Source organism: Corynebacterium hansenii, assembly GCF_030408795.1.
Taxonomy (GTDB): Bacteria; Actinomycetota; Actinomycetes; order Mycobacteriales; family Mycobacteriaceae; genus Corynebacterium; species Corynebacterium hansenii.
In genome coordinates, this window is sequence record NZ_CP047211.1 from 1,824,816 (window position 1) to 1,838,156 (window position 13,341).

General features: G+C 70.3%; 12 protein-coding genes. 11 read left to right on the forward strand and 1 reads right to left on the reverse strand.

Annotated features, from left to right (window positions below; translation table 11 throughout):
- Positions 1-281: 281 nt before the first annotated feature.
- Positions 282-665, reverse strand: a complete 384-nt coding sequence (locus tag CHAN_RS07920; protein ID WP_048744428.1) for a hypothetical protein — start codon at positions 663-665, stop codon at positions 282-284.
- 131 nt (positions 666-796) lie between these two features.
- On the opposite strand from CHAN_RS07920, the gene CHAN_RS07925 reads away from it, so the two are divergent.
- The 11 genes from CHAN_RS07925 to CHAN_RS07975 all read left to right on the forward strand — a co-directional run bounded on the left by CHAN_RS07925 (position 797) and on the right by CHAN_RS07975 (position 13,267).
- On the forward strand, positions 797-2,098 hold the full coding sequence (locus CHAN_RS07925; protein WP_290288341.1) for a glycerate kinase: 1,302 nt from the start codon (positions 797-799) through the stop codon (positions 2,096-2,098).
- A 9-nt stretch (positions 2,099-2,107) separates the two neighbouring features.
- A complete protein-coding gene (locus CHAN_RS07930; protein ID WP_290288344.1) occupies positions 2,108-3,457 on the forward strand; it encodes a DUF4921 family protein in 1,350 nt (449 codons plus the stop codon).
- Positions 3,458-3,536: 79 nt separating this feature from the next.
- A complete protein-coding gene (locus CHAN_RS07935) occupies positions 3,537-3,866 on the forward strand; it encodes an urease subunit gamma (RefSeq protein WP_048744434.1) in 330 nt (109 codons plus the stop codon).
- Positions 3,863-4,801, forward strand: coding sequence for a sirohydrochlorin chelatase family protein (locus CHAN_RS07940; protein ID WP_290288349.1), 939 nt, complete (start codon positions 3,863-3,865; stop codon positions 4,799-4,801). The genes CHAN_RS07935 and CHAN_RS07940 overlap by 4 nt, the downstream gene beginning before the upstream one ends.
- Positions 4,794-5,258: an urease subunit beta gene (locus CHAN_RS07945; RefSeq protein ID WP_290288354.1), complete on the forward strand. Its 465-nt coding sequence runs from the start codon at positions 4,794-4,796 to the stop codon at positions 5,256-5,258. The genes CHAN_RS07940 and CHAN_RS07945 overlap by 8 nt, the downstream gene beginning before the upstream one ends.
- Positions 5,255-6,988, forward strand: a complete 1,734-nt coding sequence (gene ureC, locus CHAN_RS07950; RefSeq protein WP_290288357.1) for an urease subunit alpha — start codon at positions 5,255-5,257, stop codon at positions 6,986-6,988. Before CHAN_RS07945 ends, ureC begins: the two co-directional genes overlap by 4 nt.
- Positions 6,988-7,731, forward strand: coding sequence for an urease accessory protein UreF (locus CHAN_RS07955; protein WP_290288360.1), 744 nt, complete (start codon positions 6,988-6,990; stop codon positions 7,729-7,731). Before ureC ends, CHAN_RS07955 begins: the two co-directional genes overlap by 1 nt.
- Before the next feature lie 69 nt (positions 7,732-7,800).
- A complete protein-coding gene (ureG, locus tag CHAN_RS07960; RefSeq protein ID WP_290288364.1) occupies positions 7,801-8,445 on the forward strand; it encodes an urease accessory protein UreG in 645 nt (214 codons plus the stop codon).
- Positions 8,442-9,398 carry an urease accessory protein UreD gene (locus tag CHAN_RS07965; protein WP_290288366.1) on the forward strand — a complete coding sequence of 319 codons (957 nt, stop codon included), beginning with the start codon at positions 8,442-8,444 and terminating at the stop codon, positions 9,396-9,398. Before ureG ends, CHAN_RS07965 begins: the two co-directional genes overlap by 4 nt.
- 141 nt (positions 9,399-9,539) lie before the next feature.
- A complete protein-coding gene (locus CHAN_RS07970; RefSeq protein WP_290288370.1) occupies positions 9,540-11,348 on the forward strand; it encodes a purine-cytosine permease family protein in 1,809 nt (602 codons plus the stop codon).
- 236 nt (positions 11,349-11,584) lie between these two features.
- Positions 11,585-13,267 (forward strand): HNH endonuclease signature motif containing protein, encoded by a 1,683-nt coding sequence (locus tag CHAN_RS07975; RefSeq protein WP_290288373.1) that lies wholly within the window; start codon positions 11,585-11,587, stop codon positions 13,265-13,267.
- The last annotated feature ends 74 nt before the right edge of the window (positions 13,268-13,341 follow it).

Sequence of the window (13,341 nt, forward strand, 5' to 3'; positions counted from 1 at the left end):
AGGCGCCGGCCGGGACGGGGAGATGGTTTTTACCAAAGGGCATTCTTTCATGCCCAACGCCTTCACGGAAACGCGCCGGGCACGTTCCCGTAACAACGCCCCCTGCCGTCACCCCCATTGAAGGAGGGTGCAAATGACCCGGAAATGGACGGGAAACTGCCGCGAAACATGCCCGTAACATCGGGCTCGCGTTTCCCCGGGCGGGCTTGCTTTGCGACGTCCCGGCGTGAAACGCGTCACGCCCGCCCCCGGGAAGAGGGCGGGCGTGTTCGGGAGGCGGGTCAGGGCCGGACGGCGACGCTCCAGGGGTAGCGGGCGACTTCTTCGAGCATGTCGTCGAATTCGCGGAGCACGGGATCGTCGGGAAGCTGGGCCGCCGGGGTGAGCAGGCGGGACAGATCCATGGTCAGCGAATTGAGCGAGCCTTGGAGGCCCGCGATGTCGAGCGTGTAGCGGCGCATCTCGCGGTCGCCGAGGGGCACGTCGGGGTTTTCGCGCTCCCACTGCTCGAGCAGCTGCTCGTCGGCGGGGGCATCGGAGACGATGACGTCCGAGTTGGAGATCTTGCCCTCGGATTCCAGCTGACCCAGCCGGGCGGCGAAGGCGCGGGCGAGATCGTCGGCGTCGGCGGGCGGAACGAGGCAATCGAAAACGATGGCAGACATGCGGTAAGGGTACCCTCACAGGTCGACGGGCGCCACGGCCTCCCCTGCCCTCGCGCCGGCCGCAAAGTGCCCGCGCCGCCGTCGCCCCCGCCCGCCAGGTGTTCGGCGCGCGTTTCCTCCAAGATGGGGGAATGAGCCCACGACACGCGGACGCACGCCCCGAACGCCCCGGCGCAACGGATGACGACTCCCGGGGCGCGGGCATCGACGGACGGGGCGCGGTCGTCGATCCCGGATTCACGGTCATCTGCTGCCCCGACAGTTTCAAGGGAACGGCGACCGCCCGCGAAGCCGCCGACGCGATGGCCGCCGGGGTCCGCGACGCCGGGGCCCGAGCGATCGCCGCGGCCATGGCCGACGGCGGCGAGGGGACGGCCGAGTTGCTGGCCGCGGCGTGGGCGGCGACGGATTCCGAAGATGCGGAGGAGTCCGCGAAGGAAATCGACGGCGCCGGCCGTTCGGCGATCGCCCACGCGGCGGTCGCCCACGACGTCGCGACGGTCGACGCCATCGGCCGGCCGTTCACGGCGCGATGGTGGGAGCCGGCGCCGGGCCGGGCGGTGCTCGACCTTGCCTCCGCATCCGGTCTGCCCGCCGTCGCCGATGCCCCGGACGCGCTCGGCGCGTCGACGTTCGGGACCGGCGAAGTCATCCTCGACGCCCTCGCCCACGGCGCCACGGACATCACTGTGTGCCTCGGCGGTTCCGCGACGACGGACGGCGGCGCCGGCCTGATCACGGCCCTCGGTGCCCGGGTCCTGGGCGATGCGCAAGACCCGGGCGGCGGGGCCCTCGCCCGGGCCACCCGGATAGATTTCTCCGCACTCGATCCCAGGGCCCGGCGCGCCCGATGGACGCTCGTTCTCGACGTCACCACCCCGCCCCGCGATGCCCCGTCGGTGTTCGGACCGCAGAAGGGCGCGACGCCGGAGCAAGTCGAGCAGCTCACCGGAGCGCTGCTGAACTGGTGCCGGATCTGCGGCGTCGATCCCGTCGAACCCGGCTACGGCGCGGCGGGCGCGACCCCGGTCGGCATCGCGGCCCTCGTCGCGGCGGCCGATGGCACCGGCCGCCCGACCATCGAACGCGGCGCTCCCCTGCTCGCCCGCGCCACGGGCCTCGACCACGCGCTCACCGACGGCACCGCCGACCTCATCCTCACCGGCGAAGGGTCCGTCGACGCCCAAAGCCACGTGGGCAAGGTCGTCGGGTGGATCGTCGACGCCGCTGCGGAACACGCGCCGGGCGGGCGCACCACGCCGGTCCACGTGATCGGCGGCAGGGTCGACGAGGGCGCGGCCGTCGTCAAGCGCGCACATGCGGCAACCGCACTGCCGGGCCCTCCGGAACGGACCCGGGAACAGTTGCGGCGCGCCGCATATGACGCCACCCTCCGCGCCGCGCGGACGGCGGGGCGGGCGCGGCGGCCGTAATCTGGGGGCATGCAGGAAATCGGAACGCCCTTGGTCACGCTGGCGGACGGCACCGTCAAGCAGCTCAACCCATTCTCCGGCACCCAGGTGTGGACCGTCCCGGGCCGCGGCAACCGCCCGCTGGGCATCTCGCGCCCCGACCCGAAGCCGCTGACCGACGCCGATTTCACCTCGCGCGACGCGTTCGGCTCCGCCAACGCCCTGCAGACGCCGCCGGAGAAGGCCCGCGTCGTCCGCGACGATTCCTCCCCCACCGGTTTCCGCACCATCCACGGCGTCCTGCCCGGCCAGATCCACGAGACTCGGGCGGAGTTCCGGCGGGTGCCCAATCTCTTCGAGATCGTCAGCTACGGCTACTGGGCCGCCAACTACGACTTCATGCCGGATGACGAGACCCGCGAGCGCATGGCCGCGTACCTCGCCGATCCCGCCGGCCGCGATCACGTGCTGGCGATCGTGCGCACGCGCCTGAAGGCCGGCGGCATGGCGCCCGAGGCGGTCGCGGAGCTTTCCGACGGCGAGCTGCTCGAGCATGCGCCCGGCTACTTCGCGGGCGGCCACGACGTGATCATCGCGCGGCGGCACTTCGTCGACGGGGCGACGCGCGACGACCAGCTGGCGTCGTCGGGCACGCTGACCGTCGACGAGCACCGGGCGTTCATCGGCTTCACCGTGGAGTCGATGGCCGACCTGTACCGCCGCAACCGCTACGTGCGCTACGTCGCGGCGTTCCAGAACTGGCTCAAGCCGGCCGGCGCGAGCTTCGACCACCTGCACAAGCAGCTGGTGGCCATCGACGAGCACGGCGAGCAGCTGGAGCGGGAGATCAGCCGCCTGCGCGAGAACCCGAACATGTACAACGAGTTCGCGGTGGATTACGCGGCGCGGCACAACCTGGTCATCGCGGAAAACGACCATGCGGTGGCGTTCGCGGGGTTCGGGCACCGCTACCCCACCCTCGAGATCCACTCGAAGTCGCCGACGTGCGAGCCGTGGCGGCAGCGGCCCGAGGAGATCGCCGGCATGAGCGACCTGCTCCACGCCTGCCATGCCGCCGCCGGCCCCGACGTGCCGTGCAACGAGGAGTGGCACCACCGGCCCATCGACCTCGACGTGCGCATGCCGTGGCGGGTGATGATCAAGTGGCGCGTGTCCAACCTCGCCGGCTTCGAGGGCGGCACGAAGATCTACCTGAACACCATCTCCCCGCAGGACCTGCGCGACCGCGTGGTGCCGCAGCTCTACCGCCTGCGCGACGAACGCCGCATCGCCGGCGACATCCGCATCGCCGTCGAATGCGAATGCCGCCCCAACTCCCTGCACTACAACCCGAAGGTGTCCAAGGAGTCGCGGCTGTAGGGCGATGCTTTACGACGCTCGCCGATTCGCAACTATGTCGTAACATCCCGGAAATCCCGCCCCGGTAGTCCTGGGGGACATGGAATTGACCCCCAGGGAAATCGACAAGCTGATGGTCTTCACCGTCGCCGAGGTGGCTCGGCGCCGCCGTGCCCGCGGCGTGGTGTTGAACCGTCCCGAAGCCATCGCCCTGATCACCGACGCCGTCGTCGAAGCCGCCCGAGACGGCGTGTCCGTCGCACGGGCCGCGGAAATCGGCACTCTGGTGCTCCGCGAAGCCGACGTCATGCCGGGCGTGCGCGCGATGATCCCGCTGATCCAGGTGGAGGCCACTTTTCCCGATGGCACGAAGCTCGTCTCGGTCCACGACCCCATCGGCGGGCCGTCCGACCCGGAGGCGTCGAGGTGAGCGGGGCGCGCGAACCCGGGGCAGAAGAGTTCGGGGCGGAAGAGTCCGTGGCGGGCGAATCCGGGGCGGGCGAGCCCGCGCGCATCGTTCTGTTGGCCGGCCCCGAGGTCACCGACCCCGGCGCCTGGTCCGCCGCGCTCCCCGACTTGCTCCCGGGCCGGGACGCGATCCTGGTGTCCACGGCCGCCGAGGCGGCGGATGCGGTGGCGCCGGGCCGTTCCGGGGGAAGCCCGGCGCGCCCCCACGCCGTGGTTCCGCTGACCACCGGGCGCCACCCGGCGACCATCGCCGACGCCGCACGCGCCCTCCGGTGGGCGCGCGACGCCGGCGGGGCCCGGGTGTGCCTGTCCTCCGCGCTCGGGGACGCCACGCGGACCGTCTCCGCACTGAGGGCGAACATCGGCCGTCACGTTCCCGCGGGGACATGGGCGCTGGTGGCGTCGACCCCATTGGATGCCTTCGCCGATGCCGAGCTATTCCGCCTCGCCCGACTGGCCGCGACCCACAAGTCCACTCCCGTGGAGGTGGCGTTCGATGACCGTGACGGCGCCTACCCGACCATCGCCGAAGGCAGGGACCGTTGCCGCGCGCTCGGTGCCGCGGAGGTGCGCGTGCTGCGCGCCGATCTGACGCTCGAGCCCGCCGCAGGGGAAGTCGCCCTCTGGTCGCCGCCGGTGCTGTCGGCGTTGCTTTCCCTGACGACCGACGCGGCGCTCGACGCCCTGCAGTCGGGATGCGATGGCATCGACGCCGCGCTCGACGCCGACCACGGACACGGCTACGCGCACAGCCACGGGCATGAGGAGGGGCACCCCCATGGACACGGGCACGGCCACTCCCACGATCATGCCCATCCCCACAGCCACTCCCACGCCCACAGTCACGTCCATCCCCACAGCCACTCCCATCACGGAAAAGGACATCGCCATGGCTGACGCCGTCGCCTACCGCACCGCCGCCGCACCGCCCATCGAGCTGTATCCGGGGCGCAGGATCATCGCGTTGCGGGTGACCAACACCGGCGACCGGGCGATCCAGGTGGGCAGCCACTACCACTTCTTCGAGGCCAACCCCGCGCTCGACTTCGACCGTGACGCCGCATGGGGCATGCACCTCGCCCTTCCCGCCGGACTGGCCGTGCGTTTCGAACCGGGCATGTCACGCACGATCGAGCTCGTCGACTTCGGCGGAAAGCGGATCCTCCACGGATTCCACGGGCTCGTGAACGGCCCCCTGGACGACCCCGCCATCCGCGCCCGCGCACGCGCCGCCGCAATCGCCGGGGGCTTCCGGGGCTTCGCCGCAACCACCGCAAACGCCTCAGGCACCTCAGCCACCTCAGCCACCGCCGGCACGACAAACACCTCAGACACCACGGAGGAGCCCCGATGACCCGTGACGCGCATCCGACCCTCGGCCGCGCGGAGTACGCGGCGATCTTCGGCCCGACGACAGGCGACCGCGTTCCCCTCGCGGACACGTGCCTGGAAATCGAGATCGAACGCGACGCCGCCTCCGGTTCATACGGCGACGAATCCGTCTACGGCGGCGGCAAGGCCATCCGCGACGGCATGGCGCAGGATCCGACGATCACGCACGCCGACGGCGCCCTGGACCTGGTGATAACCGGGGTGATCGTCGTCGACGCGATGGTCGGCGTCGTCAAGTGCGACGTCGGCATCCGCGACGGGCGCATCGTCGGCCTGGGCAAGGCGGGCAACCCCAACGCGCAAGACGGCGTCGACCCGGATCTGGTCATCGGCGCGGCGACGGAGGTCATCTCCGGCGAGCACCGAATCCTGACGGCCGGCGGCGTCGACACGCACATCCACTACATCACCCCGCAGCAGTGCGAGGAGGGGCTGTCCAACGGCATCACCACCTTCTTCGGCGGCGGCACGGGCATGGCCGAGGGCACGCGCGGCACGACGTGCACCCCGGGGCCGGGGAACCTCGCCGCGATGCTCCGCGCCGCCGAGGGCCTGCCGGTGTCGACGGGGTTCCTGGGCAAGGGATCCGGCTCCGTCCACGCGCCCCTGGCCGAGCAGATCCGCGCGGGTGCGGCGGGCCTGAAAATCCACGAGGACTGGGGTTCCGCACCCGCCACGATCCGCACGGCGCTCGACGTCGCCGACGAGTTCGACGTCCAGTTGGCCATCCACACCGACACCCTCAACGAAAGCGGCTTCTTCGAGGACACCGCGGCGGCCATCGGCGACCGGACCATCCACACGTTCCACTCCGAGGGCGCCGGCGGCGGGCACGCCCCCGACATCCTCCGCGTGGCGGGCATGCCGTCGGTGCTCCCGGCGTCGACGAACCCGACGCTGCCCTACACGGTCAACTCCGTCGAGGAGCTGCTCGACATGGTGATGGTGTGCCACCACCTGTCGCATTCCATCCCCGAGGACGTCGCCTTCGCCGATTCCCGCGTCCGCGCGGAAACCATCGCCGCGGAGACGGTGCTCCACGACCTGGGCGTGCTGTCGATCTTCTCCTCCGATTCGCAGGCGATGGGCCGCGTCGGCGAGAACTGGGTCCGCGCACTGCAGACGGCGCACCACTGCAGGGAAAAGCTGGGCAAACTCGGCGACGGCCCGGCCGACAACGAACGGGTGCTGCGCTACGTGGCGAAGCTGACGATCAATCCGGCACTGGCCGCCGGCATCGCCGACCACGTCGGATCCGTCGAGCGGGGCAAGATCGCCGACCTGGTGCTGTGGCCCATCGATTCCTTCGGGGCGAAGCCGCACCTGGTGCTGCGCATGGGCCAGGTCTGTTGGGCGGCGGTCGGCGACCCGAATGCGTCGCTGCCGACGCCGCAGCCCGTGCACTACCGGCCGCAGTTCGCCTCGTTCGGGTCGGCGCTCGCCGCGACGCGGGTGACGTGGATGTCGCGGGCGGCGATCGATGCCGGCGTGCCGGAGCGCCTCGGCCTCCGCTCCACGGTGTTGCCGGTGCGCGGGTGCCGGTCGATCGGCAAGCGCGACATGGTCCGCAACGACGTCCTCCCCGACATCAAGGTGGACCCCGAAACGTACGTCGTCACCGTCGACGGCGTGCCCGCCACCATCGAACCCGCCGAGTCGCTGCCGCTGGCGCAACGGCATTACCTGTTCTGATGGCGGCACCTGTTCCGACGGCGGCACCGGGTCCAAAGTCAGCCGAACCCCCAGGCGACATCCGCGCACTCCTCACCACGCTGCAGTGGACCGATTCCGCCTTCCCCTCCGGCTTGTACACGCTGTCGCACGGCTTGGAGGGGCTGGCTCAGCGGGGCATCGCGACGCGGGAGTCGCTTGACGACGTCGTCGCCGGACTCCTCCGCCACTCCATCGGGCCCTCGGACGCGACCGCGACCTGCCTGGCGTGGCGGGCGGCCGAGGCGGGCGATCCGGACATGCTCATCCGCATCGACGACGAGCTCTCCGCCACCCGCCCGTCGGCCGGGATGCGCCGCGGTTCGCACCGCGCGGGCCGCCAGACGTTGACGATGGCCGCCGAACTCGGCGCCGCCGACGGCATCGTCGCGACCTTCCGCGACGCCGTCGTCGACGGCAGGGCTCCGGGGAACCAGGCCGTCGCGATCGCCGTCGTCAAGCGGCGCTTGGGGGTGGGGATCGAACACGTCGCCGCAGCGGAACTCGCGGGCTTCGTCAACGGCATCGCGGGGGCCGCGATCCGGCTGCGGCTGGCTGACCATGTCTCGGCGCAGAAGCTGGTGGCGTCGATGGCGCCGGTCATCGTCGACGCACTGGCCGATGCCCTGTCCCGCCCACTCGACGAACTCGGGCCGTCGACCCCGGCCCTCGACATAGCCTCCGCCGCGCACGAGACGGCGCCGGCGCGGCTGTTCCTCAACTGAACCCCGCCCCCACCTGCCCCCCCCAAAAAAAACCACGAGAAGAAAAACGGAAGAAAAGAGAACGCGACCATGAACCACGACGACCGCACCCACCGCCCGACCACACCCGCGCGCCCCTACCGCATCGGCATCGGCGGTCCGGTGGGATCGGGCAAGACGGCGCTGATCGAAGCGCTGGTGCCCGCGATGGCCGCCGCGGGGCGGGAGATCGGCGTGATCACCAACGACATCTACACGCAGGAGGACGCCGACCACGTCCGCCGCACCCTGGCCGGGACACTGGATCCCGCCCGCGTCGTTGGCGTCGAAACGGGTTCGTGCCCGCACACCGCCGTGCGCGACGACCCGACCATGAACATGATGGCGGCCGCCGAACTGCGGGCCGACCATCCGGAACTGGACACCATCTTCTTCGAATCCGGCGGCGACAATCTCACGTTGACGTTCTCGCCCGCCCTCGTCGACGTGTTCGTCTTCGTCCTCGACACCGCCGAAGGCGAGAAGATGCCCCGCAAGCGCGGGCCGGGCATCACGGAATCGGACCTGCTCGTGATCAACAAGGCCGACATCGCGCAGTACGTCCGCTGCGATCTCGGGGTCATGATGTCCGACGCCGACCGCGTCCGCTCCGGCGCACCCGTCATCGCCACGAACTGCCTCGGGGGCGAGGGCATCGCCGAGGTGGTGGCGTTCCTGGAATCGAGGCGCCCGTGAGCGCCGGCGCGAACCGGAACAAGCGCACCCCGGCGCTGCCCGCCGGCGCTCCGGGAAAGGATGGCTTGCTCGTCCTCGAATTCGCCCCGAAGGACGGCGCCCCGGGGACGGGCCACGGAACCGCAATCGGGACCGACGGCGACGGCGAAGATGCCATCACCACCGCTATCTCGCGCCCCACCGAGTGGACGCGCCGCCGCCACCGGACGCCGCTTCGCGTGACCCGGCCGCTGCACCCCGACCCCTCCCTGCCCGGCCTGCCCGTGGTCTATTCGATGTGCACCGGCGGCGGTCTGGTCCAGGGCGACCGCACCCGCACGGACATCACCGTCCGGGCGGGCAGCCACGCGCTGGTCACCTCGCAGGCGGCAACGAAGATCCACTCCATGACCCAAGGCTTCGCCGCCAACGACGTGTCCCTCGTCGTCGAGTCGGGCGCCACGCTGGAGCATCTCCCCGACCCGACGATCTGCTTCCCCCGTTCGACGCTGCACCAGACGCTCACCGCCGACGTCGCCCCCGGCGGCACGTTGATCACCGCCGACATCACGGTTCTGGGCAGGCTTTCCGACGGTGACCCGCTCACCCACGACCACGCCCGCTTGGACACCCGGATCACCGTGGACGGGAGACCGGCGCTGATCGACCGCACGGTGCTCGGAGGGCCCGGCGCGTTCCACCCCGTCATGACGGGCGGCGCGCCGGTGCTGGGAACGTTCATCGCGATCGCGCCCGATGCCGCCACCACCCGGGAACTCGCCGAGGCCATGCGCGCGGCCGGCGGTGCGGGCTCCGACCGGCCCGGCGTCACCATCCTCCACCGGGACGCGGGCGTGGTGGCGAGAATGCTCGGCCATGACGCGGAGGCCATCCAACTCGCTTTTCATCGGCTGTGGGACGCCGCACGCCGTCACCTGCTCGGCGTCGGCGCCTTCGACCTGCGCAAAAGGTGACGCGCCGGGAGTCCACGGCATCCCATGTTTCCGACGGCTTCCCCACCGAAACCCCGGCGTAACCCGCCCCGCGGAAACGTCACTGCGGCGCAACGAGAAACATCATTAACCCGAAACACCTCCCCCATACCGTCCGGAGGCATGAGCACATCACACACTCCACCCGCCATCGCCGGGCAAGAATCCATCCACCAAACGGGCCGAATCGCGGTTGCATCGGCATCGTCGCAAAGCAAGAAGGCCCACCGGGAGGGCGAAGACCACACCCTCCGTTTCGCGCCGCGCTCGTACCGGCGCTGGACCCCCGGCGTGGTTGCCGGGTCGGCGCTCGGCGGCATCGCGTACCTGGCCGACTTCTCCATCGGCGCGGGCATCGGCATCCAGCACGGCACGGCGAACGCCATCGGCGGCATCCTCATCGCGGCCGTGCTGATCTTCCTGTCGTCCTTCCCACTGGCGTACTACGCGGCGCGGTACAACCTGGACCTCGACCTGATCACCCGCGGTTCGGGATTCGGGTATTACGGCTCGGTGCTGACGAACGTCATCTTCGCCACCTTCACATTCATCTTCTTCGCGCTCGAGGGCGCGATCATGGCGCAGGGGCTCCGCGTCGGGCTGGGGATGCCGTTGTGGGCCGGGTACCTGACGGCGACGCTCATGGTCATCCCCCTGGTCATCTACGGGATGAAGGCGCTGGCCAAACTTCAGTCGTGGACCTCCCCGCTGTGGCTGATCATGATGGTCATCCCCCTTCTGTACCTGGTGTGGCGGGAACCCGACTCCGTGGACGCCTTCCTGTCGTGGTCCGGCACGGATGGCTCGGGCGCGAACGTGGCGTCGATGATGCTGGCTTCCGGCGTGTGCCTGGCGCTGACCGCGCAGATCGCCGAAAACATCGATTACCTGCGATTCATGCCGCCGAAGACGCCCGAGAACGCCAAGTCGTGGTGGGCGTCGGTCATCGCCGGCGGCCCGGGGTGGGTCATCCTCGGCGCCGCGAAGCAGATCATCGGCGTGTTCCTGGCCATCTACCTGATGTCGATGCTCGGCGGCGCCCCCGGCGACGCGCAGGAGCCGGTCAACCAATTCCTGGTCGTCTACGGCGAAATGATGCCCGCGTGGCTGGCGATGACCCTCGCCGTCGTGCTGGTGGTCATCTCGCAGATCAAAATCAACGTCACCAACGCGTACTCGGGCTCGCTGGCCTGGACCAACGCCTACACCCGCCTGACCAAGCGTTACCCGGGCCGCGTCACCTTCGTCGCGTTCAACCTGGCCATCGCGCTGGCGTTGATGGAGTTCGACATGTTCTCCGTGGTCAATTCGGTGCTGGCGTTCTATTCGAACCTCGCCATCGCGTGGATTTTCACGGTGGCGGCGGACATCACGTTCAACAAGCATCTGCTGGGGTTGTCGCCCCGGCGGCCCGAGTTCCGGCGCGGCATGCTCCACGCGGTCAATCCCGTCGGCGTCACATCGGTCGTCGTCTCCGGCGGCGGGTCCATCGCCGTGTTCTTCGGCCTCTTCGGCGCCGGCGTCCAGCCGTACTCGCCCCTGATCGCCGCGGGGCTGGCCGTGGCGAGCACGGTCGCCATGGCGTTGCTGACCGGTGGCCGCTGGTACCTGCGCCGCGTCGACGACGGAATCGAAGCCCCCTACCTCGACGAACACGGCAACCCTTCCGACCTCGAGCTGACCTGCTGCGTCACCGGCATCGCGTTCGAGCGCCCGGACATGGTCCGCTCGGCGATCGACGCTCCGGATGGTTCGCCCCGGTACATTTCGTCCCTGGCCCTGTCCATGGATGCCGCCGGCGACCATGTGCTGCCGGCCGATGATTACGCCCGCCTCACGGCCGCCCGCACCCGCGAGCTGCTGGCGCGCCGGGCCCGATTGTCCGGCGACGCCGCGGACGCCTCCGACGAGGTCCGCGTCTCCGCCCGATAGGTTCTCGCCCGCATTCCCGGCGTTCGCCCCCTGCTTTCGACCGCTTTCGCTTTCCGACGGCCCCTCGGATCGCGCGCGGCCCGGCAGGGGGTGCCGCCGTTTCACACCCGGTGTTCGAACGCGCCGATCATCGAGATTCCGCCCCGGTAGCAAATTTTCACACCCGTATCGTACGTTTGTTCGATCCTGGGGCCTTTTGCCGGATTCCAATCCGGGACGTTCGATATCTTGTTCCCATGACCAACGGGGGCGGTGGACGCAACCGGTCGGGCACGGGGCGCCCGCCGGGTACTTCGGGGATTTCGGGGACTGCGGAACATCCTGGGGTCCCGGGCGCCACGGACCTACGCGCCGCCGTCGGCCGCTTCACCGAGGCGGTGGAATCCATGACCGCCGGCTGGGATCTCCTCGGCGATGACGCCCGCCACGAGCTCTACGTCGAACTCGAGACCGCGCGCCGCAAACTCGCGATCGTCGACGCGGAGTATCTGTCGGCGACGGCGAACGGGCGCGTCGTAAAGCCAACGCCCAAGGTCATGCGGACGTTCACGGAAAATGCGCACGTGTCGCGCGCGGAAGCCCGGCGCAGGATCGCCGCGGCACACCGGCTCCAGCGGCCCGAGGCGCAGAACACGCCGCCCAAGCATGATCTGCCGGCGGTGCGGCGCCGCGTCGCGGAGGGCGTGGTCGGCGCGGATGCGGTGGAGATCATCGACAAGGCGCTCGACGGGCTGCCGCGCAAGGCCGAGGAGCTCGTGCACGTCGCGGACCCGCACATCGCCGACCTGCTGGACAAGGTGCAGGTCGACGACCTGAAGCACCTGGGGCCGATGCTGCGGGCGCTGCTCGGCCTCGATGATCCGTACACCGACGAGGATCGGCAGCGGCGGCGCAGCGTGCGGCTGTCGAAGCCGGACGCGGACAACATGTCGCGCATCAGCGGCCACGTGACCCCCGAGTTCGGCGCGATCCTGAGGCGGCTGTTCGCGGATTACGCAGGCCCCGGGAATTTGCTTCCCGACGGCGCCGACGACGACCGCACCGCCGACCAGCGCCGGCACGACGCCGTGGAAGCCGCCATCGCCGCCGGGTACGGGGCGCCAGGCTCGGATGATGGTGAATCTGACGGATGCACCCCACCGGCCGCCCCGGATGGCTCACCCGGATCATCGCCCGGTGGAGCACCAGGCGGACCGTCCAGTGGAGCACCCGGCGGACCGTCCAGTGGAGCACCCGGCGAAGCATCCGGCGGCGCTCCGGTCAGGCCGAACCTCCGCCCGGCCAAACGCCTGCGCCCCAAACGCGGCACGACGTCGATCGTGGCCACCATGCACGTGTCCGAGTTGGCGCGCATGACCGGCACCGCCCTGACGGACGTGGGCACGACGATGTCCATATCCGAGGCCGTCCGCAACGCCGACGCACGCGATTTCCACCTGTCGGTGATGGACCTCCGGGGGCAGACCCTGTGGTTCGGCCGTTCGCGGCGCTGCGGGTCGCTCGCCCAGTACCTCGCGCTGTGCGCCGAGGAGGGCATGAGCACCGCACCCGGATCATCCTCGCCGCCGGCCTACTGCGACATCCACCACATCGACCGGTGGGAAACCGGCGGCCTGACCGACATCGACGGGCTGACCCTTGCGGACTTCGTCATGCACGGCACGATCGACGACGACAGAGCCGACGAGAATCGGTGGTGGACGACGAAGGCGGGTCCGTCGTCAAGCTCCGGCCCGCCGGCGGCCGAGCCGGAGAACCCGAAGGTGCGCTGGATTCCGCCGAAGTCGGTGGATCCGGAGCGGGCGCCCCGCGAAAATCACCATCCGCTCGGTTGGCTCGCGCCGGGTCGGCGGATGCGGCGATTCTTCGGCCGGAGGAAGGCGGCGGGATCGGAGGACGACGAGCCTCCGCTCCCGTGATGGTTCAGGGCACTCCGCTGTGACGTTTTCGGGCGCCCGGCCGAAAATGCACCGATCGGTACACTGGCATGAGC